This window comes from Escherichia sp. WS338, assembly GCF_046486405.1.
Taxonomy (GTDB): Bacteria; Pseudomonadota; Gammaproteobacteria; order Enterobacterales; family Enterobacteriaceae; genus Escherichia; species Escherichia coli.
The window spans coordinates 56,894-79,876 of sequence record NZ_JBJQLL010000015.1 but is presented as its reverse complement, the minus strand read 5'-3'; the positions used below and the strand labels follow the sequence as shown (position 1 = coordinate 79,876).

General features: G+C 48.6%; 14 protein-coding genes and 1 pseudogene. 7 read left to right on the top strand and 8 right to left on the bottom strand.

Annotated elements, in window-relative coordinates; translation table 11 throughout:
- Positions 1-97: 97 nt before the first annotated feature.
- From rclR to ACJHWT_RS14955, 4 genes are all read left to right on the top strand, one after another.
- The gene (rclR, locus tag ACJHWT_RS14970) at positions 98-952 is read left to right on the top strand and encodes a reactive chlorine-specific transcriptional regulator RclR (protein WP_000339603.1); all 855 of its coding nucleotides are present in this window, start codon (positions 98-100) and stop codon (positions 950-952) included.
- A 527-nt stretch (positions 953-1,479) separates the two neighbouring features.
- Positions 1,480-2,199 (top strand): (Fe-S)-binding protein, encoded by a 720-nt coding sequence (locus tag ACJHWT_RS14965; RefSeq protein WP_001102115.1) that lies wholly within the window; start codon positions 1,480-1,482, stop codon positions 2,197-2,199.
- A 10-nt stretch (positions 2,200-2,209) separates the two neighbouring features.
- Positions 2,210-3,637 carry a LutB/LldF family L-lactate oxidation iron-sulfur protein gene (locus ACJHWT_RS14960; RefSeq protein WP_065203496.1) on the top strand — a complete coding sequence of 476 codons (1,428 nt, stop codon included), beginning with the start codon at positions 2,210-2,212 and terminating at the stop codon, positions 3,635-3,637.
- Positions 3,630-4,325, top strand: coding sequence for a lactate utilization protein C (locus ACJHWT_RS14955; RefSeq protein ID WP_410232334.1), 696 nt, complete (start codon positions 3,630-3,632; stop codon positions 4,323-4,325). The genes ACJHWT_RS14960 and ACJHWT_RS14955 overlap by 8 nt, the downstream gene beginning before the upstream one ends.
- A gap of 240 nt (positions 4,326-4,565) precedes the next feature.
- Here the strand turns inward: ACJHWT_RS14955 and ykgH are convergent, their stop codons facing one another.
- The 8 genes from ykgH to betI form a co-directional block, all read right to left on the bottom strand.
- Positions 4,566-5,234, bottom strand: a complete 669-nt coding sequence (ykgH, locus tag ACJHWT_RS14950; RefSeq protein ID WP_000003133.1) for a protein YkgH — start codon at positions 5,232-5,234, stop codon at positions 4,566-4,568.
- A 181-nt stretch (positions 5,235-5,415) separates the two neighbouring features.
- Positions 5,416-7,707, bottom strand: coding sequence for an outer membrane autotransporter HyxB (gene hyxB, locus ACJHWT_RS14945; protein ID WP_000798062.1), 2,292 nt, complete (start codon positions 7,705-7,707; stop codon positions 5,416-5,418).
- Between the two features lie 41 nt (positions 7,708-7,748).
- Positions 7,749-8,510 (bottom strand): protein HyxA, encoded by a 762-nt coding sequence (gene hyxA / locus ACJHWT_RS14940; protein ID WP_001695470.1) that lies wholly within the window; start codon positions 8,508-8,510, stop codon positions 7,749-7,751.
- A 153-nt stretch (positions 8,511-8,663) separates the two neighbouring features.
- Positions 8,664-9,458 carry a LuxR family transcriptional regulator HyxR gene (hyxR, locus tag ACJHWT_RS14935; protein WP_001317642.1) on the bottom strand — a complete coding sequence of 265 codons (795 nt, stop codon included), beginning with the start codon at positions 9,456-9,458 and terminating at the stop codon, positions 8,664-8,666.
- Positions 9,459-9,516: 58 nt separating this feature from the next.
- Positions 9,517-10,080 carry a tyrosine-type DNA invertase IpbA gene (gene ipbA, locus ACJHWT_RS14930; protein WP_001362381.1) on the bottom strand — a complete coding sequence of 188 codons (564 nt, stop codon included), beginning with the start codon at positions 10,078-10,080 and terminating at the stop codon, positions 9,517-9,519.
- A 1,162-nt stretch (positions 10,081-11,242) separates the two neighbouring features.
- Positions 11,243-12,931 (bottom strand): choline dehydrogenase, encoded by a 1,689-nt coding sequence (gene betA / locus ACJHWT_RS14925; protein WP_001159121.1) that lies wholly within the window; start codon positions 12,929-12,931, stop codon positions 11,243-11,245.
- A 13-nt stretch (positions 12,932-12,944) separates the two neighbouring features.
- Positions 12,945-14,417, bottom strand: a complete 1,473-nt coding sequence (betB, locus tag ACJHWT_RS14920) for a betaine-aldehyde dehydrogenase (protein ID WP_000089090.1) — start codon at positions 14,415-14,417, stop codon at positions 12,945-12,947.
- 13 nt (positions 14,418-14,430) lie between these two features.
- On the bottom strand, positions 14,431-15,018 hold the full coding sequence (betI, locus tag ACJHWT_RS14915) for a transcriptional regulator BetI (protein WP_001314510.1): 588 nt from the start codon (positions 15,016-15,018) through the stop codon (positions 14,431-14,433).
- 128 nt (positions 15,019-15,146) lie between these two features.
- Between betI and betT the strand changes: the two genes are divergently transcribed.
- The 3 genes and pseudogenes from betT to ACJHWT_RS14900 all read left to right on the top strand — a co-directional run bounded on the left by betT (position 15,147) and on the right by ACJHWT_RS14900 (position 22,967).
- Positions 15,147-17,180 carry a choline BCCT transporter BetT gene (gene betT, locus ACJHWT_RS14910; protein WP_000131040.1) on the top strand — a complete coding sequence of 678 codons (2,034 nt, stop codon included), beginning with the start codon at positions 15,147-15,149 and terminating at the stop codon, positions 17,178-17,180.
- A gap of 573 nt (positions 17,181-17,753) precedes the next feature.
- Positions 17,754-21,737: pseudogene (gene ehaA / locus ACJHWT_RS14905) on the top strand (autotransporter adhesin EhaA).
- A gap of 141 nt (positions 21,738-21,878) precedes the next feature.
- Positions 21,879-22,967, top strand: coding sequence for an EAL domain-containing protein (locus ACJHWT_RS14900; RefSeq protein WP_000146391.1), 1,089 nt, complete (start codon positions 21,879-21,881; stop codon positions 22,965-22,967).
- Positions 22,968-22,983 lie beyond the last annotated feature (16 nt).

The following is a 22,983-nucleotide window of genomic DNA, read 5'->3' as shown; positions in this document are numbered from 1 at the left end:
ACAAAACAAAAATCATGATTAACTATTTGATGGTATTAGATTAGTTATTTACTAAGATTGTTGGTGTTTGTAATCAAAAACCACTCAGGAGTCTGATATGGATGCCCTTAGCCGTTTGTTGATGCTTAACGCTCCACAAGGAACGATCGATAAGAATTGCGTGTTAGGAAGTGACTGGCAGCTTCCACATGGTGCCGGGGAATTATCGGTTATTCGTTGGCATGCGTTAACGCAAGGAGCGGCGAAGCTGGAAATGCCGACGGGGGAGATTTTTACATTACGCCCGGGAAATGTGGTTCTGCTACCACAAAATTCAGCTCATCGCCTGAGTCATGTCGATAATGAATCGACCTGTATTGTCTGTGGCACTCTTCGGCTGCAACATTCGGCGCGTTATTTTTTAACGTCTTTGCCGGAAACGCTGTTTGTAGCACCGGTTAACCACAGCGTGGAATATAACTGGCTGAGGGAGGCGATCCCGTTTTTACAACAGGAATCCAGATCGGCAATGCCGGGAGTGGATGCTCTGTGTAGCCAGATCTGCGCTACATTCTTTACCCTCGCGGTGCGTGAGTGGATTGCACAGGTTAATACAGAGAAAAACATTCTCAGTTTGCTTCTGCATCCACGTCTTGGTGCGGTAATACAGCAAATGCTGGAAATGCCAGGACACGCCTGGACCGTCGAATCGCTGGCCAGCATCGCCCACATGTCCCGGGCAAGTTTTGCCCAGCTTTTCCGTGATGTTTCCGGAACCACGCCGCTAGCTGTATTAACAAAGTTGCGTCTACAAATAGCGGCCCAGATGTTTTCCCGGGAAATGCTCCCTGTTGTGGTGATCGCTGAGTCAGTAGGCTATGCCAGTGAATCATCTTTTCACAAGGCGTTTGTCCGCGAGTTTGGTTGTACTCCGGGAGAATATCGGGAAAGGGTCAGACAGCTTGCACCCTGAATAAAACCGCCAGAAATCAGGGCAAAGATAATCCGCATTCCGGGAGTTGTGAGCCTTTCAACTATTTCTATTTCCAACGGTGGTTTGGGCTTTATATATTTTTTTTCTGATGGACTCTAGCTCAGTTTTTAAATAAAAATGCAAACTAAATTGCTTCAATTAAATAAAATGCCGACTATTACTTGATACGTGATTATTGTCGGTGATTTTTTTGTACACCATCAGTGTATATCTCAATAACCCCTGAATAAGTAGCTCTGAATAGGTATAAGGGATGTAGCCATTTTTAAATGGATTTCTTATGCCAAAAATGATCGTCGATTTCCCCATAAAATGTGAGCGATGCCGAAAGAAATAAAATTAGTTATTGCATTTGAAGTTTGGATGAAAGATTATCATTTGTCATACAAATGAGGGGTGGTATGTTGCTAGCCAATTAAAAAAGAACGCCATATTTATTGATGATTGATCCCCCGGTGGGGGGAACCATCGGGCATAAATGGGCATGAAGTAATGGAGTATTAGTTGTGAATGTCAATTTCTTTGTCACCTGTATTGGTGACGCCCTGAAATCAAGAATGGCACGAGACTCCGTGCTGCTACTGGAAAAACTCGGCTGTCGCGTAAATTTCCCGGAGAAACAGGGATGCTGCGGTCAGCCTGCGATCAATAGTGGTTATATCAAAGAAGCGATTCCAGGGATGAAAAATCTGATCGCCGCACTGGAGGATAACGACGATCCCATTATTTCACCGGCTGGCTCTTGCACCTATGCCGTAAAAAGTTACCCGACGTATCTGGCGGATGAACCTGAATGGGCATCACGTGCCGAAAAGGTTGCCGCGCGTATGCAGGATCTCACCTCTTTTATTGTTAATAAATTAGGGGTAGTCGATGTAGGTGCCAGTTTGCAAGGGAGAGCGGTGTATCACCCATCTTGTAGCCTGGCCCGTAAGCTGGGGGTGAAGGACGAGCCACTTACGTTACTGAAAAATGTGCGTGGACTGGAGTTGTTGACCTTTGCTGAACAGGATACCTGCTGCGGATTTGGCGGCACGTTCTCGGTCAAAATGGCCGAAATATCCGGCGAGATGGTGAAAGAAAAGGTTGCGCACCTGATGGAAGTCCGCCCTGAGTATTTAATAGGTGCTGACGTGAGTTGCCTGCTGAACATCAGTGGGCGATTACAACGGGAAGGGCAGAAAGTCAAAGTGATGCATATTGCTGAAGTGCTGATGAGCCGCTGAGGATATAAAGATGTCGATCAAAACCAGTAATACAGATTTTAAGACACGCATCCGTCAGCAAATTGAAGATCCGATCATGCGCAAAGCGGTGGCAAACGCGCAGCAGCGTATTGGGGCAAATCGGCAAAAAATGGTCGATGAATTGGGGCACTGGGAGGAGTGGCGCGATCGGGCCGCCCAGATACGTGATCATGTTCTGAGTAATCTCGACGCTTATCTGTACCAGCTCTCAGAAAAAGTGACGCAAAACGGCGGTCACGTCTATTTTGCAAAAACCAAAGAAGACGCTACCCGCTACATTTTACAGGTTGCCCAACGCAAAAATGCCCGGAAGGTGGTGAAATCTAAATCGATGGTGACCGAAGAGATTGGTGTCAATCATGTGTTGCAGGATGCTGGCATTCAGGTGATTGAAACCGATCTGGGTGAATACATTCTCCAGCTGGATCAAGATCCGCCCTCTCATGTTGTGGTCCCGGCAATTCATAAAGATCGCCATCAGATCCGTCGAGTGCTACACGAACGTCTGGGCTATGAGGGGCCGGAAACGCCTGAAGCGATGACCTTATTAATTCGGCAAAAAATCCGCGAAGATTTCCTCAGTGCTGAAATAGGTATTACCGGCTGTAATTTCGCGGTGGCAGAGACCGGTTCGGTATGCCTGGTGACCAATGAAGGTAATGCGCGAATGTGTACCACGCTGCCTAAAACGCATATTGCAGTGATGGGAATGGAGCGTATTGCCCCCACGTTTGCCGAGGTAGATGTATTGATCACCATGCTGGCGCGCAGTGCCGTTGGTGCACGTTTGACGGGATACAACACCTGGTTGACAGGACCGCGCGAAGCGGGGCACGTTGATGGTCCTGAAGAGTTTCATCTGGTTATTGTCGATAACGGGCGTTCTGAGGTGCTGGCCTCTGAATTTCGGGATGTGCTGCGCTGTATTCGTTGCGGGGCTTGTATGAATACTTGTCCGGCATATCGCCATATTGGCGGTCATGGATATGGCTCTATTTATCCAGGGCCAATTGGTGCGGTGATTTCCCCGTTACTTGGCGGCTATAAAGATTTTAAAGATTTACCCTACGCCTGCTCTTTATGCACCGCTTGTGACAGCGTGTGTCCGGTGCGTATTCCGCTGTCAAAACTGATTTTGCGTCATCGTCGGGTGATGGCTGAAAAAGGGATCACCGCAAAAGCAGAGCAACGGGCGATAAAAATGTTCGCTTATGCCAATAGTCATCCAGGATTGTGGAAAGTCGGGATGATGGCTGGTGCTCATGCGGCAAGCTGGTTTATCAATGGCGGCAAAACACCACTCAAATTTGGCGCGATTAGCGACTGGATGGAAGCACGCGATCTTCCTGAAGCTGACGGAGAGAGTTTCCGTAGTTGGTTTAAGAAACATCAGGCGCAGGAGAATAAGAATGGATAATCGGAGCGAATTTTTGAATAACGTTGCTCAGGCACTGGGTCGCCCGCTGCGACTTGAACCGCAAGCAGAAGATGCGCCGCTTAACAACTATGCTAACCAGCGGCTTACCCAACTTACCCAACAGCAGCGCTGTGACGCGTTTATCCAGTTTGCCAGCGATGTTATGTTGACGCGCTGTGAACTGACCAGCGAGGCGAAGGCGGCAGAAGCTGCAATACGTCTGTGTAAAGAGCTGGGAGATCAGTCGGTCGTGATTAGTGGTGACACGAGGCTGGAGGAATTGGGGATTAGCGAACGTTTGCAGCAGGAATGCAATGCCGTTGTTTGGGATCCGGCGAAAGGTATTGAGAACATATCACAAGCAGAGCAGGCTAAAGTGGGCGTCGTATATGCTGAATATGGTTTAACCGAATCGGGAGGCGTGGTTCTTTTTTCCGCCGCCGGGCGCGGGCGTTCATTGAGCCTGCTCCCGGAATCTTCTCTTTTTATCCTGCGTAAAAGCACAATCCTGCCGCGTGTAGCGCAACTCGCAGAAAAATTGCATCAGAAAGCGCAGGCCGGTGAACGAATGCCGTCATGTATTAACATCATCAGTGGTCCCAGTTCAACGGCGGACATTGAGCTTATCAAAGTCGTCGGGGTTCATGGTCCGGTGAAAGCGGTGTATCTGATTATTGAGGATTGCTGAGAGAGATATGAAGTCTGGACATAAACCTGAAGGCGGCACGAGGTTGTGAATTGCGTTAAGGACAACCTGACTTAACCCCGTTCCGTCATGGTTATGCTGCTCTTCTGTAAATATCCTGACATTAATAATGCCAGGATATTTACAGTGAAAAAGACAGGAATCCATTCCTGAAGACGGGCTCCCTTCCCGGTCATTGTCACTATAGTTTTATACAGGCACTCTCTGTCAGAATGCTGTTTATTACTGCCCAGAGTTTTGTGGGTATTCATCTACCATTTTTTTGACAAGGCAAAACATTACAGAAATCACAATGCTTAGAAAAAATCCCAGAGCCAGGCAAATGGCAGCAGGGTATTTATTTTTTATTTCTGGTGAGCTTATAGTGACACAGCCATCACCGTTTGGATACAGTGACCAGTTCCTGGTCAGGTATATCATTTTTGTATAAAGCTCACTGTTAATTGCTGAAGGCGTTTGTATCTCATCGAGAACTTGCCTGCCATTATGGTATTCTGACGCATACCATTTGATGATAGACGCCTGCACGCGAGATATTTCCGCTTCAGCAGTTGGTAAATCTCTCTTATCTCCTGACCATTCCAGCTTTATTTCTCTGTTCTTGACATCTGGGCTGGTTTGAAAAAATGTAGTAATTCGCTGAATAACATCTTCAGTCATTGTGGTCTGACAGGCAAAGTTATTATTGCTATCACAGCTAACAAGTATGCCTGGTGTTGTCTGGTTTATTTTTAGGCTGTAACTCACTTTTATATTATCTTTATTGATATACAGAAACAACAGCACCATTGCCATACAGATAGCTATAATAAAAAGGATAACACGAATCTTTTTTTTCAGATAAAATAAAATCTCAATCAGATCGATATCCTGTTTGATTTGTTCACTCATAATATATTCAGAGAATAAAATCTGCCGCAGATAAATGAATTAATAGTCTGTATCAGGAATGTTCGGGTTAAATATCAGCAAATATCCAGCATCATGAATACTGGATATTTATAGCCTGCAGGCAGCATACTGCTGCCTGCAGGGGGTATAACAGTCGACAGGGGAACCGACTGCTTTATTCTTACCAGGTCACATTGATACCAACTACACCCTGTAGCGGATTCTCAATGTCGTCACCTTTGGTGTAGTCAAGGCTTGCATATGCTCCCATGTTTTTGGTGATATCAGCCTGTACACCTGCACCCACGCGGAATGCTGCACCGTCAATGCTGGCATTGACAGACTCATCACCCAGACGGACTTTGTTGCCATCAGAGAATTCGTTCAGTGCGGCCAGATTCAGATAAGGTTTAACGGTCGCGTTGCCCACAGCGAAGTCATAACCCACGCGCGTACCGGCCTCACCCAGCACAGAGTTATAGCTGTCAGAATGAACGTCCACGCCGTTGAGTTGATAATCCACACCTTCCAGAGTCAGAGCAGACAGTTTGGCATATGGCTGAATAAACAGGCCATTACCGTCTTTCCATGTGTAACCGCCTTTAACCATCGCACCAAAACCATTGGTGTTAAAGTCAGCTTTGATGGTACCGCCACCATTCATCAGGCGAACATCTGCCGTGTTGCTGTAGTGACCAAACTGTGCAGCAGTATCAATGAAGATACCGTTGTTATACTGGCGGCTCAGGTAAGCGTGGAAGCTGTAACCTTCAGTGTCACCTTTGCTCTGCATGGTAGTCATGTCACCTTTCGCAGAAGACATCGCCACACCGGCCAGCCAGCTACCATCTTCAGTTATGAAGCGGGTATCACCACCCAGCATTACACCATTTACATCCAGGTCATAGGATGCATTTCCCGCGGTGGTATGTTTCTGTTTACCGCCAAAGTACTGAATCCATACGCCGCCCTTGTCATTTTCGCTCAGACGGACAGCATCCTGACGGGCGGAGAGCGTGTCAGCCTGCAGATTAGCAACGTTAGCCGGAGCAGCTGCCATTGCCTGAATCACGGAGCTGGCGTTGGATGCTTTATGCGTGTTTTTTACGAAATAAAAGTTACCATCAGCTCCCTGTGTCAGGTCATATTGATACAGACCACCTTCCGTTGTGCCTGTGGCTTTTAGAGTGCTGTCTTTGCCGGTAGAAATAAATGCCGTTTGTTCATTGATAAGATCCAATGAACCCGCACTGTAAACACGCAAGTCACCGCTCGCTTTTCCGCTGATATCCAGAGTGTTTTCAGAAGAGGCATCAACAATCAGAGTGCCGTTTTGAGAAACAAACGTGCCAGTATTGACTGTAGCCTTCGTGATATTTACCGTACTGTCTTTTACTGCCAGAGCATCAACAGTTGAGGAACCCGTAACATTCCAGACAGACCCGTTTTGCAGAGATACGTTGGCATCTCCTGCCCCTGAAACTTTGCCTTTCCAGACTGAACTATCGGAAAGATTTATATCCAGATTACTACCCGCTTTATCGCCGCTATTGAAGGTATAAGCATTACCTTCCCAGTAAGAGCGGGCAACGTTCATGTTTACATTTGTTGTGGTACCGACTGAATTCTCGCTTTCAGAAAGGGCCAGGATATCAGAGTAGATGGTTGAATCAGCAACAGACAAATTTAAATTTTGCGTTGCTGAACCTGCGCCTTGTGCCGAAGCAGAGGCATAAATTGTTTGTTTATTATTAGCCGCCCCAATTACTGAGCCATCCTTAATATTCAGGTTGACTGTATGAGTTCCCGTATTATTCCCGGCAATAACTATTGCTTCAATCCGACCATTAATAATATTTGAGCCAGCAAGGGTAATGTTGTCGGTTGCATCACCGTTAAAACTATTCAATAAGCTACCCTTTTGAGCAAAAATTGCCGTGGAGGCGTTGCTGGAACTCTTATTACCTTGAGCATTTATGGTTGTGCCATTAAGCGTGACATTATTTCCCTGGGCCCCTTCCAGAGATATCCCTGTCGCACTACCTTTTTCATTTTTTGCAACGAAATTACCGCCATTAACAACAACATCGCCAGTTGAATCAATGACCATTGCAGTCCGGGCATAGGTGCCTTCACCTTGAGCTGTGATGGTGGAGCCTGTAGCATTAATCACAACATTTTTGTCACCGCTAACTTTTACACCTTTAACGAATTCTTTATCTGCCGTTGATTCAGCAGTAATATCATGACCACCAAAAGTAACATTAAGGTCTTTATCTTCCGCATTAATTGTTGCGGCTGTAATCTGTGTAGTACCACTAATAACAACATCTTGTTCCAGAGTTGTCTTATCTTTATCCAATGTAACCGGTGTAGTTGATACCGCGTTATCAGCAGCGAATGCTGGTGCAGAAAGAGCCATAACAATAGCTGTTGCTAATGCGCTGCGGTAAAATGCCTTACTGTTTTTCATGAAGAAATTCTCCATTCTGGTAACTAATTTCAATTTCCCACTTATTTATATTTATGCAGAGATAAAGCCTGCGTCCCTGCATTTACCACCACGGAATACCTGTTGGTATTTCCGTTTTCACGCAATGTCATGGCATTCGTTGTTTCCAATGCATTTCCATCACCGTGAAAATTATTGCTGCTCAGCAGCAGGGCTTCCCGCAATGACATGCTGTCCGGTATTCCCCAACGCTTTTTTAGCGACTGCTCGGCAAGCCATATCTGTCTTATCCCCGTTTTGAGAAACTGCGCACTGTATTCCCAGCTGTGTCCGGCAAGAAGCAACGACAACACCTTCTTTTGCTTTTCCGGGAAGCGTTCTGACATGACGATTGTCTTTGTGCGGTTATTCACCTCTTTCATAAAGACAGAGTAACTGTCCATAACTGGCAAAATTTCTGCATGTTTCAGCCCTGAAAACCCACCAGAGGCATTTGCAATACTGATGACACGCTCTACTGACATTCCTGGTTTCAGTAACCTCAGGTTTTTGAGAACGCCAGAAATACTCACATCTGGTGGCAGAAAAAAGGGTGCGACGCACAACACCACCACGAATGAGTGATCCCGATAAAATCGGAACCACATTTCAGCGCATTCGGCAGGTCGCCCTGCCGATATCACGACATTCTGTGGCCTGTGCCGCAATTTATTGCGTAACTCCTCTTCTGTTCTGATGCAGGTAACATTGCCGACAGAACCGGTTGATAGAGCTGCGAACTGCGCTGGTACAATTCCTGAGGGACAGAAAAGAACGAAACGCATCCTTCCCTCACAGATGTCAGTACGCCAGCACGCTGTACAGGCTGTACAGCGTGCCTCCCAATCCTGCAGCCCAGAGCAGTAGAAATATTTTGGCTCCTACACTGTAGCGAGTCCGTATGCGCCGCAGTGGGGGGTAGTAACAACGCTGCTGTGTCATAACAATCCTGGTCTTTTTTTAGACATATTTTTTCTTTGTCCGGAAAGTACTTTTCCGGATATGGCGTCAGAATTTATTGATTCACCAACGGCAACTTTCTCTGGATAAAGAATTCCGGATACCATGTTCTGCACATACTGAGTGAGTCGATGAGCGGAATGTTGTCCGATATATTTTGCATGTAGCCGTATATTCCGTTTCACTCTGCTGTCACCGCATCCCGTATAGAGCAGCCTGAAATCGCTCAGTGTTCCCAGTCCAAGTTTCATTAAAGCCCGTGTGGCAATCGCATGCAGGGTCTTTGAACTGCGTTGTTCATAACGGGCAATCTCACTGAAACTCATGCCCTGCATCAGAATCTTAAGCACGCTCAACTCCCGTGCAGTCAGGAGCCAGAAATCGCTCATATCGCCGGGCAAAGGACGTAGTAACCAGCGGATAATTTGATTCTGATAACGACTCGCTGTCAGCATGGTGCCGATGCGTGGGAAGCCGTTATACAGACTTGCAGCAGGAGCATTATCGAACCAGTCGGAGTCACCGGTCAGGCAGACCTGCCATTGCCCGGCATCACTCCGCAAGCGGACAAGACAAGCCAGAAGAACCAACTCTCCCGAAGGAAGCGATGGGATATCAGCTAACAGGTAGCCACAGGAGGTCTTTAAAACGAATTCAACCTCTGTAGTGACGTTGCTGTACACCCGCACGATATACCTGTCCGTTGGGATGAGAGACTCCAGTGCCAGCCTGGTGAACTGACAGGCACTGATAATAACCAGAGGCTTCTTCATTCAGACTCGTCCACGCCATTGCTACAAAACCTGACATTTTGATTCAGAAGGTACTGTTTTAACGAGGCTTTTTTTTCCACACCCCTTTAAATCGAGCAGCATTACTGGCTGTGTATCTGACAGTATGCTGAATATTTCGATGACCCAGATAATCCTGAAGTAGTCGGGTATCGACACCATTGTCAGCCAGAGCAAATCCACAGGCATGACGTAACATATGAGGATGTGCTTTTACAGCTAATCCTGCACGTCTTCCTGCCTCACGAATGATCGAAAAAAAATGTTGTCTGCTGATAGGGCGGCGTTTCCGGGAGAGAAAAAGCCAGTCTCCTTCAACTCCATTTTCAATTAACTTCCTCTGCTTAAGCCACAACTTGATCAAATTATATTCATCAGGAAGAAGAGGATGTGTTGTCGAGAAGCCATTTTTAATACGCCGGATATTAAGTTGTTTTCCTGATGCATCAATATCGGATAAACGTAAATCAAGAAGTTCACTGGCCCTAAAACCGTGAATGAAAGCCATCATAATTAGACAGCGATTTCTTTCAGGAAAGGACATGCTCTGGGCTGCATCCATCAGCCTGTAGACTTCATCCTGTGTGAGATATTTTCTCGTCATACGCCACCGTGTACAGTTGTAAAAAAAAGAGGCACACCCAGATAAGTGTGCCTGCAATCAGAACGTTATCGATGTAATTTCATTATCTCATTAATAAGATTTTTTGAATAGTAGTTCTACGCAATAGATTAAATATGAAATATTTATTGTGCGGTTTTTCTACAACTCATTTTTAATGCGCGATTTTTTCTACAATGATGTGAAACAAAAAATATTAAAACCCTGAGTCAAGGAGCGGGGGTGAATGTGTATTACGTCTAATGTTTTAGTGATGTTCAATAGTCTTGATTTATTTAATGTTATTTTTACGTAAAATAACTTTTTCTGCATATATTATTGATTTTATTTGTTTTTTATGCGTTGCAAAGTAAGGGTGCAGAAAAGAAAAGATCTTTGACGTTAATAATACTAATTTACAAATATATCTTATCATAAGATTTTCTTTACTTTTTGGTTGTGAGGAAATCATCGTTCATGGACGCTACCAATAAATTAGAGATGTTCTCTTGAATAATTTTTTCTGATTGCAAATCTCAGTTTGTTTGGTTTTTGTTCATTTGTTTAAGTGTATTCCAACACTTTTAATTTTTTGCAAAAACGTACTAACAATTTTTTCTTATCAATTGATAATAAATAAAAAATAAAATGTTAGAGAAGCGATAATCTTGTGATAAAAAATATTTAATCATGATGACTGATTAAAGAAGGGTAAAAATAAATCGCTGCTAATAAATTATACGAACCGTGTTTAAAGCTCCACGTAGTTTTTGGGTCTGACTTATTTTTATACTCGCCACAAGTCCCCTTTTCGTGCATGATAACCGAATAAATTGACTTTTTTAGCGTAGACCTGATATTACTCCACGCTTTGGGATAAATACGCCCGGCTTACGCAGTTGATCGCTGACCACTGCTAACCGGGAGTGGGAAAGAACAAGTAACCCTAGCCAGGAGCACTGGTTGCGTGATTCTTAAGCTGAGTGGCATTACACTTGTGGTTTATCAGCGTATCCATAGCACCATCATCCGCCAGATTGAGCGAATCGGCTTAAAGTTTGATGGCGGGACTGCGGATATGAAGCATGAGAGTTACCTCAGTGTTTTATATAAGGATTCGGTCCTCATAGTAGAACGGTAACTCTCAATCTGATAGGTTCCTGAGTTAGTTCACATCACGACTCATTTTTTTCGCTCTCACCGGCATCCCATTTGCCACAAAATATCTTGCCGTGCTCCTCGGCAACGCTTCTTGCCCGCGAATCATATCCGCCATTTTCTCGCCAATCATAATCGTCGTAGCGTTCAAATTGCCGGTGATAATTTGCGGCATAATTGACGCATCCACCACGCGCAGGCCTTCCAGCCTGTGTACGCGGCCTTCGGCGTCAACCACTGCCATCTCGTCATAACCCATTTTGCAGGTACCGCACGGATGAAACGCGGTTTCGGCGTGGTTACGCACGAACTCATCGAGCTGCTCATCCGTCTGACATTCCGCGCCGGGGCTGATTTCGCGGCCACGATACTGATCCAGCGCCGGTTGATGCATGATCTCCCGGGTGATGCGAATTGCGTCGCGGAACTCCTGCCAGTCCTGCTCGTGCGACATGTAGTTAAACAGAATCGCCGGATGCTGGTGCGGGTCGCGGGATTTAATCCGCACATGCCCACGGCTTGGCGAGCGCATCGATCCGACGTGGCACTGGAAGCCGTGCTCTTTCACTGCGTTCGAGCCGTTATAGTTAATCGCCACTGGCAGGAAATGGTACTGAATATTCGGCCACGCAAATTCCTCACGGCTGCGAATAAATCCGCCTGCTTCAAAGTGGTTGCTGGCACCAACGCCGGTGCCGCCAAACAGCCACTCCGCACCGATTTTCGGCTGATTCCACCACTGCAGGGCAGGGTAGAGGGAAACCGGTTCTTTGCACTCATATTGCAGATACATCTCCAGGTGATCCTGAAGATTTTCGCCGACGCCGGGTAAATCATGCACCAGCGGAATATCAAACTCCGCCAGCAGTTCAGCGTTGCCGACGCCGGAGCGTTGCAGGATCTGCGGTGAAGCAATCGCGCCTGCACATAACAGCACTTCTTTATTCGCCGCCGCGCGGGTCGGAATGGTGCTGTCGCCTTCCAGCCACTCGACGCCCACCGCGCGTTTGCCGTCAAAAATGATGTGATCGGTCATGGCGTGAGTACGAATGGTCAGGTTAGGGCGCGATTTGGCCTGATCGAGATAGCCACGCGCGGTGCTGGCGCGACGGCCCTGCGGCGTGACGGTGCGATCCATCGGGCCAAAACCTTCCTGCTGATAGCCGTTGAGATCGTCCGTGCGCGGGTAGCCCGCCTGCACGCCCGCTTCAATCATCGCTTCAAACAGCGGATTGACGCCGGGTTTGGAGGTGGTGACGCTCACCGGGCCATCACCGCCGTGGTAGTCGTTCTCGCCCACATCGCGAGTCTCGGCCTTGCGATAGTAGGGCAGACAGTCGAGGTAGCTCCAGTTCTCCAGACCGGGTTCTTTCGCCCAGTTATCGAGATCCAGCGCGTTACCACGGATGTAACACATGCCGTTGATCAGTGATGACCCGCCAAGCCCCTTACCGCGTCCGCACTCCATGCGACGGTTGTTCATAAACGGTTCCGGTTCCGTCTCATAGGCCCAGTTATAGCGTTTACCCTGTAACGGGAACGCCAGCGCGGCGGGCATCTGGGTGCGGAAGTCAAAGCGATAGTCCGGGCCGCCTGCTTCAAGCAGCAGCACGGTTGTGTTCGGATCTTCAGTCAGACGGGTAGCGAGAACGTTGCCAGCTGAGCCGGCACCAATAATGATGTAGTCAAATTGCAAATAAACCTCCTGGTTAGAATATGGACTGGAATTTAGCCATCTCAACCTGGATGGACTTCACCTGGGTGTAACTCTGGAGCGTCATCACGCCGTTCTCGCGACCAATGCCGGAGTGTTTGTAGCCGCCAACGGGCATCTCTGCAGGGGATTCGCCCCAGGTGTTGATCCAGCAAATACCCGCTTCCAGCTGATGAATGACGCGATGCGCGCGGTTCAGGTCCGCCGTCACGATGCCCGCCGCCAGGCCGTAGTCGGTATCATTGGCGCGGCGAATCACTTCGTCCTCAGATTCATAAGTGAGAAGCGACATCACCGGACCGAAGATCTCTTCGCGCACGATGGTCATTTCGTCGCGGCAATCGGTGAACACGGTCGGTGCAACCCATGCGCCGTTATCGAAGCCATCGCCTTTCAGTACATCGCCGCCGCACAGTACGCGCGCGCCTTCCTCTTTGCCTTTGGCGATGTAACGCAGCACGTTATCGCGATGCGGGAAGCTGACCAGCGGGCCAAAGTTAGTTTGCGGATCGAAAACGTCGCCCGCGCGAATGCGCTCAACGCGAGCCAGAATCTTTTGTTCAAATGCGGCTTTGCATTTCGCCGGAATAAACACGCGGGTGCCGTTGGTACACACCTGACCGGAGCTGAAGAAGTTCGCCATCATGGCGATATCAGCGGCGAGATCGAGATCCGCATCGTCGAAAACGATCAGCGGTGATTTACCGCCCAGCTCCATGGTCACTTCTTTCAGGGAGGAAGCCGCCGAGTTAGCCATCACTTTTTTGCCGCTGGCGACACCGCCGGTAAATGACACTTTGGCAATGCCCGGATGCTCGGTCAGATACTGCCCGGTTTCCGCACCTACGCCCGGCAGCACGTTAAATACGCCGTCCGGCAGGCCCGCTTCGCTGTAAATTTCGGCCAGCTTTAACGCGGTAAGCGGGGTGACTTCGCTCGGTTTGAAAATCATCGCGTTGCCTGCCGCCAGCGCCGGGGCGGATTTCCACAAGGCAATCTGGATCGGGTAGTTCCATGCGCCAATCCCTGCCACTACGCCCAGCGGTTCGCGGCGGGTATAAACAAATGACGTCTCACGCAATGGGATCTGGCTGCCTTCCAGCGACGGGATCAGCCCGGCGTAGTACTCCAGCACGTCCGCACCGGTAACGATATCGACGGTTGAGGTTTCCGAATACGCTTTTCCGGTGTCGAGGGTTTCCAGTTTTGCGAGTTCGTCATTGCGTTCACGCAGAATATCAACGGCCCGACGCAGAATACGCGAGCGCTCCATAGCGGTCATCGCCGCCCAGATTTTTTGCCCTTGTTGGGCACTCTTCACGGCGCGATCGACATCCTCACGCCCGGCGGCCTGCACGGTCGCCAGCACGTTACCGTTGGCCGGGTTAATGGTCTCGAAGGTGCGACCGCTGGTGGCGGAGGTATAACCACCATGTATATAAAGCTGCTGTTCTGCCATTCGGGACATCACGTTTCCTCGGTTAATCGGTGGGTAAATGCTGAGTAATAAAGTGACGGGTCAGCGAGTGTGCGAGAGGTTTATCCAGCGCTTTGCCGCTCAGTGCCGCGCGCAGCCATAATCCGTCAATCAGCGCGGCAAGGCCGTAGCCCGCTTCCTGTGCCTGTTGGCGCGGTAACTCGCGGCGAAATTCGCTCACCAGATTCGACAATAAGCGGCGGCTACTGACCTGCTGCAAGCGATAGAGCATCGGCTGATGCATACTGCTGGCCCAGAAGGCCAGCCAGGCTTTCATCGCCGCACTGCTCACCTGGGTTTCATCGAAGTTTCCACCAACAATCGCCTGTAATCGCAGCTCTGCACTGCCCTGCGGAAGTGCATGTAATCGATTCAAAACCGCGTCACGTAGCTGACTGGTGATATCGCGCATGGTTGCTTCCAGCAGACCATTTTTGTCCCTGAAATAGTGGCTGATGATCCCCGTAGAAACGCCTGCACGGCGGGCGATCTGCGCGATCGTTGCATCGTGCATGCCCACTTCATTTATTGCTTCCAGCGTGGCGTCGATCAGTTGTCTGCGCCGGATCGACTGCATCCCCAATTTGGGCATTTTCGCCACTCCATTCATCAGCGTTGTTTATCTATTAAAGCGGTTATTGATTGGACGTTCAATATAAAATGTGTCTTAATTGTTACGAATTTGATTTTAAATGGTAACAATAACAGTGGGGATACTGGATGACAGACCTTTCACACAGCAGGGAAAAGGACAAAATCAATCCGGTGGTGTTTTACACTTCCGCCGGACTGATTTTGTTGTTTTCCCTGACAACGATCCTGTTTCGCGACTTCTCGGCCCTGTGGATTGGCCGCACGCTGGACTGGGTTTCTAAAACCTTCGGTTGGTACTATCTGCTGGCGGCAACGCTCTATATTGTCTTTGTGGTCTGTATTGCTTGTTCGCGTTTTGGTTCGGTGAAGCTCGGGCCAGAACAATCCAAACCGGAATTCAGCCTGCTGAGCTGGGCGGCGATGCTGTTTGCTGCCGGGATCGGTATCGACCTGATGTTCTTCTCCGTAGCCGAACCGGTAACGCAGTATATGCAGCCGCCGGAAGGCGCGGGTCAGACGATTGAGGCCGCGCGTCAGGCGATGGTCTGGACGCTGTTTCACTACGGCTTAACCGGCTGGTCGATGTATGCGCTGATGGGCATGGCGCTCGGATACTTTAGCTATCGTTATAATTTGCCGCTCACCATCCGCTCGGCGCTGTACCCGATCTTCGGTAAACGGATTAACGGGCCGATTGGTCATTCAGTGGATATTGCAGCGGTAATCGGCACCATCTTCGGTATTGCCACTACGCTCGGTATCGGTGTGGTGCAGCTTAACTATGGCTTGAGCGTACTGTTTGATATTCCCGATTCAATGGCGGCGAAAGCGGCACTGATCGCCTTGTCGGTGATCATCGCCACGATCTCTGTCACCTCCGGTGTCGATAAGGGCATTCGTGTGTTATCGGAACTTAACGTTGCGCTGGCGCTGGGATTGATCCTTTTCGTGCTGTTTATGGGCGACACCTCGTTCCTGCTTAATGCGCTGGTGCTGAACGTTGGCGACTATGTGAATCGCTTTATGGGCATGACGCTCAACAGTTTTGCCTTCGACCGTCCGGTTGAGTGGATGAATAACTGGACGCTCTTCTTCTGGGCATGGTGGGTGGCATGGTCGCCGTTTGTCGGCCTGTTTCTGGCGCGTATCTCGCGCGGGCGTACCATTCGCCAGTTCGTGCTGGGCACGTTGATTATTCCGTTTACCTTCACGCTGTTATGGCTCTCGGTGTTCGGCAATAGCGCGCTGTATGAAATCATCCACGGCGGCGCGGCATTTGCCGAGGAAGCGATGGTCCATCCGGAGCGCGGCTTCTACAGCCTGCTGGCGCAGTATCCGGCGTTTACCTTTAGCGCCTCCGTCGCCACCATTACTGGCCTGCTGTTTTATGTGACCTCGGCGGACTCCGGTGCGCTGGTGCTGGGGAATTTCACCTCGCAGCTTAAAGATATCAACAGCGACGCCCCCGGCTGGCTGCGCGTCTTCTGGTCGGTGGCGATTGGCCTGCTGACGCTCGGCATGCTGATGACCAACGGGATATCCGCGCTGCAAAACACCACGGTAATCATGGGGCTGCCGTTCAGCTTTGTGATTTTCTTCGTGATGGCGGGGTTGTATAAATCTCTGAAGGTAGAAGATTACCGCCGTGAAAGTGCCAACCGCGATACCGCGCCGCGACCGCTGGGGCTTCAGGATCGCCTGAGCTGGAAAAAACGTCTCTCGCGCCTGATGAATTATCCGGGCACGCGTTACACTAAACAGATGATGGAGACGGTCTGTTACCCGGCAATGGAAGAAGTGGCGCAGGAGCTGCGGTTGCGCGGCGCGTACGTGGAGCTAAAAAACCTGCCGCCGGAAGAGGGACAACAGTTGGGGCATCTGGATTTGTTGGTGCATATGGGCGAAGAGCAAAACTTTGTCTATCAGATTTGGCCGCAGCAATATTCGGTGCCGGGCTTTACCTACCGCGCACGTAGCGGGAAATCGACCTACTACCGGCTGGAAACCTTCCTGTTAGAAGGCAGCCAGGGCAACGACCTGATGGACTACAGCAAAGAGCAGGTGATCACCGATATTCTCGACCAGTACGAGCGGCACCTTAACTTTATCCATCTCCATCGTGAAGCGCCGGGCCATAGCGTGATGTTCCCGGACGCGTGATTGTTATTGCATAAAACCGCGCCATGTCTGCATATGGCGCGGGAATCATTGACTCGCTGTAAAAAATTATGCATATATTATATATGATTGTCATGTCATATCCTGAAATTCCTCTTGTATCACTTCATGATTTTATATTTTATTAATTAACGATTTTATTTTGCATTAGCTGAATGGATTCAGTCCTATAGGGTTATATATTTATTAATAAGACGATTCTTATATTTGGATACCTAATAAGAGTTACCACTTTTACCGGCTGTATATTAAATGTATTTCTCCTGCTTTTGTTTATATTATGAGTTGATTTGAGTTCCTGGATACATATAATGCGCAGGTATTAGAGACTGGGGTGGAATGTAATGATAAAGTTAAGAGTGTTAACTTAAAATAAGTTTTCAGTAGTAACTTGCTATTTTATTACCCTCTGAACTACATACTCAGATATGTGGTTGCCAATGCTATGCAAAATTTTTGAATTTTTATATGCGATGAACAGTAACCGGAATGGCATTTAATGCGTTGCTGTTTATGCAATCTTGGTTTTATTTGGATGTATTGCTGGAGATTGTGATGAATAAAATATATCGGCTAAAGTGGAACAGGTCCCGTAACTGTTGGAGCGTCTGCTCTGAGCTGGGGAGCAGAGTAAAAGGAAAAAAGTCCCGGGCTGTTTTAATTAGCGCGATAAGTTTATATTCATCTCTGGTATTCGCCGATGATATCATCGTAAACTAGGATAAAACTATTGATTTTGGCAAAGAGAACCAGAGCATCGATTACCGTATTACGGTGACTGACAATGCCAATCTGGTAATCAATGCGACAGATACTTCCCGTCCGCGTCTGACTCTCGCTTCTGGTGGTGGGTTGGATATTACCGGAGGAAAGGTAACAATCAATGGCCCACTTAACTTTTTGCTGAAAGGTACGGGGTTCCTGAATGTCTCCAATGCTGGCAGCGAGTTATATGCTGATGATTTGTATGAATCAAACTCAGGCATGAGACACGATCGCGGCTATTTTAATGTCTCCAACGGCGGCAAAATCCATGTTAAGGGCACCAGCCGTCTGACCTATTTGCAGGGAAATGTCAGCGGTGAAGGCAGCCAGGTAAATTCTAAAACCTTCTTTATGGGCGTTTACGGCAGTTACGGTGGCAATCAGTACCTGTCAGTTAATAACGGCGGTGAAGTTAATGCCAGTGAGAAAATTAGCCTGGGTTATTATGATCAAAACTCCGATACAACACTTGCTGTTTCGGAAGGTGGTAAAATCTCTGCGCCGACTATTAGTTTAAGCACCAACTCTGAGTTAGCGTTAGGTGCACAGGAAGGAAGCGCAGCGAAAGCGGCAGGGATTATTGATGCCGAAAAAATTGAGTTTGTGTGGGCAAAGACATCCGAGAAGAAAATCACCTTAAACCACACGGATAAAGACGCGACTATTTCCGCGGATATTGTCAGTGGCAGCGAGGGCCTGGGTTACATCAATGCGCTCAATGGCACGACTTACTTAACCGGTGATAACTCTGCCTTTAGCGGCAAAGTAACGATTGAGAAAAATGGGGCGTTGGGGATCACCCAAAATATAGGCACTGCAGATATCACCAACCGCGGGAAATTACACCTGAAGGCTGACGATAGCATGACCTTTGCCAATAAGATTTCCGGCAACGGTACAATAAGTATCGACAGTGGGACAGTGGCGCTGACCGGCAATAACTATGCATTCAGCGGATATATTGATGTCGCTTCTGGTGCTGTCGCGGTTATTTCTGAAGACAAGAACATCGGCCGTGCGGACCTGGATGTTGATGGCAAACTGCAAATCAATGCCAATAAAGATTGGGTATTTGATAACGATCTTGAAGGTAGAGGTATTGTTGAAATAAACATGGGGAATCACGAATTCTCCTTCGATGATTTTGCTTATACAGACTGGTTCCAGGGTTCACTGGCGTTCCAGAACACGACATTTAACCTGGAAAAGAATGCGGAGTTTCTGCAGAAAGGCGGGATCACTGCGGGTCAGGGAAGCCAGGTAACAGTGGGTAAGGGCGCTCACTCCATTAGCACTTTGGGATTCTCCGGCGGAACCGTTGATTTTGGTGCCCTTGCAACTGGTGCACAGATGACAGAAGGGACAGTCAACGTGAGTAAAACGCTGGATTTGCGCGGCGAGGGTGTGATTCAGGTTTCTGACAGTGACGTTGTCCGCTCAGTATCTCGTGATATTGACTCTGCGTTATCGCTCACTGAAGTCGATGATGGTAACAGCACCATTAAGTTGGTTGATGCGCAGGGTGCGGAAGTTCTGGGCGATGCGGGCAATCTGCAATTGCAGGATAAAAATGGGCAAATCCTCTCCAGCAGTGCCCAACGTGATATTCAGCAGAATGGGCAAAAAGCGGCCGTCGGCACTTACGACTATCGTCTGACGAGTGGGGTAAACAATGACGGTCTGTATATCGGTTACGGCCTGACCCAGCTTGATTTACACGCTACCGACAGCGATGCTCTGGTGCTGAGCTCTAACGGTAAAAGCGAGAATGCCGCCGATCTCAGCGCAAAGATTACCGGCAGTGGTGACCTGGCATTCAGCAGCCAGAAGGGTCAGACCGTATCGCTTTCTAACAAAGACAACGACTATACCGGTGTTACCGATCTGCGCAGTGGGACGCTTTTGTTGAATAACGATAACGTGTTGGGTAATACCCATGAACTGCGTCTGGCGGCAGAGACTGAACTGGATATGAATGGTCACAGCCAGATCGTGGGCACGCTCAATGGCAGCGCCGATTCACTGCTGAGCTTGAACGGCGGGAGTCTGACGGTTACCAACGGGGGCACTTCAACCGGTTCGTTAACGGGGAGCGGAGAGCTGAATATTCAGGGCGGCACGCTGGACATCGCGGGCGATAACAGCAACCTGACGGCGAATGTGAACATTGCTAATTCGGCTAATGTCCTGGTAAGTCATGCGCAGGGATTGGGTAGCGCAAACGTTGAGAACAACGGTACCCTGGCGTTGAATAATAGCGCTGAAAAAAGAGCGGCTGCGTCTGTGAATTACACCCTGGGCGGCAATCTGACCAACAACGGTACGCTGATGACCGGAATGTCAGGACAGCAAGCTGGCAATGTGTTAGTGGTGAAGGGGAACTACCACGGTAATAACGGTCAACTAGTAATGAATACGGTACTGAATGGCGATGACTCAGTAACCGATAAATTGGTTGTCGAGGGCGATACTAGCGGCACGACTGCCGTTACGGTGAATAACGCTGGCGGTACAGGTGCGAAAACCCTTAACGGTATCGAACTTATCCATGTTGACGGTAAGTCTGAGGGCGAATTTGTTCAGGCTGGTCGTATCGTTGCGGGGGCATATGACTACACTCTCGCGCGTGGACAAGGGGCAAATAGTGGTAACTGGTATCTGACCAGCGGCAGTGATTCTCCTGAACTGCAGCCGGAGCCAGACCCGATGCCGAATCCGGAGCCAAACCCGAATCCAGAGCCGAACCCTAACCCGACACCTACGCCGGGTCCGGATCTGAATGTGGATAATGACCTGCGACCGGAGGCGGGTAGCTACATTGCGAACCTTGCAGCAGCGAATACCATGTTCACCACGCGTCTGCATGAGCGTCTGGGTAATACGTACTATACCGACATGGTGACGGGTGAGCAGAAACAAACCACTATGTGGATGCGCCATGAAGGTGGTCATAATAAATGGCGTGATGGCAGCGGCCAGCTGAAAACCCAAAGCAATCGCTATGTTCTGCAACTGGGAGGCGATATCGCGCAGTGGAGCCAAAACGGCAGCGACAGCTGGCATGTTGGGGTCATGGCGGGATATGGCAACAGCGACAGCAAAACCATTTCCTCGCGAACTGGTTATCGTGCAAAAGCGAGTGTGAACGGATATAGCACAGGCCTCTATGCCACCTGGTATGCCGATGACGAGTCGCGTAATGGCGCGTATCTCGACAGTTGGGCGCAGTACAGCTGGTTTGATAACACAGTGAAAGGGGATGACTTACAAAGTGAATCCTATAAATCAAAAGGATTTACCGCTTCACTGGAAGCTGGATACAAACACAAATTAGCTGAATTTAATGGCAGCCAGGGAACGCGTAATGAATGGTATGTTCAGCCGCAAGCACAGGTTACCTGGATGGGAGTCAAAGCCGATAATCACCGCGAAAGCAACGGAACCCTCGTTCATAGCAACGGTGATGGCAATGTTCAAACACGACTTGGCGTAAAAACCTGGCTGAAGAGCCACCATAAAATGGATGGCGGTAAATCCCGCGAGTTCCAGCCGTTTGTAGAAGTGAACTGGCTGCATAACAGTAAGGATTTCAGCACCAGTATGGATGGCGTGCCCGTCACTCAGGATGGAGCCCGAAATATTGCTGAGATAAAAACGGGTGTGGAAGGACAGTTAAATGCCAACCTGAATGTCTGGGGGAATGTGGGCGTTCAGGTTGCCGATAGGGGATATAATGACACCTCTGCAATGGTTGGCATTAAGTGGCAATTCTGATCTGAATAATGAGTAAAAGGAGAGAGAGCCGAACGGGAGATAATTCGGCTCTCTGTGTCATTTTCTTGCAGCCAGCTTTATCAGTCAGAGTGAAGACTCGCAGATTTAGCTGGCGCACAAGATTTAATCAAGGTGTGTTCAATGGCTTCGCATGATTTGAGTGTTTTTTTGGAAGAGTTCGGGGCAACGGTGAATTTGACGTTGCCTGGTATCGTGTCCGAAAAAGAACGGCTTTTACTCAAGCTGCTAATGGAGGGAATGTCGGTTACAGAAATCTCACAGTACAGAAATCGCAGTGCAAAGACAATTTCACATCAAAAGAAGCAGCTGTATGAAAAACTAGGCATCCAGAGTGATATTACCTTCTGGCGGGATATCTTTTTTCAATATCATCCGCAAGTCATCAGTGGCACGGGAAATAAAAATAATTTTTATATCCCTGATAACCGTTGTCACCATATCGTCACGCCTGAAGCCATCAGTCTGGCGTTGGAAAACCACGAATTCAAACCGTGGATCCAACCGGTTTTCTGCGCGCAGACTGGGGTACTGACGGGCTGTGAGGTGCTTGTCCGCTGGGAACATCCACAAACGGGAATTATCCCACCGGATCAGTTTATTCCTCTGGCGGAGTCATCTGGTCTTATCGTCATAATGACTCGCCAGTTGATGAAACAGACTGCGGATATTCTGATGCCGGTAAAACATTTGCTGCCGGACAATTTCCATATTGGCATCAACGTCTCGGCGGGTTGTTTTTTGGCTGCGGGATTTGAAAAAGAATGCCTGAACCTGGTTAAGAAATTAGGTAACGATAAAATCAAACTGGTTCTCGAGCTAACGGAACGTAACCCTATTCCGGTAACGCCAGAAGCCAGAGCGATATTTGACAGCCTTCATCAGCACAACATTACCTTTGCGCTGGATGACTTTGGTACGGGTTATGCGACCTATCGTTACTTGCAGGCGTTCCCGGTCGATTTTATTAAGATCGATAAGTCATTTGTGCAAATGGCGAGCGTGGACGAAATCTCCGGTCATATTGTGGACAATATTGTCGAACTGGCGCGTAAGCCTGGTCTGAGTATCGTGGCGGAAGGGGTAGAAACCCAGGAGCAGGCGGATTTAATGATCGGCAAAGGCGTTCACTTTTTGCAGGGCTATTTGTACTCTCCGCCAGTACCGGGTAATAAATTTATCTCTGAATGGGTAATGAAAGCAGGTGGTTGATGTAAACCGCTATTCA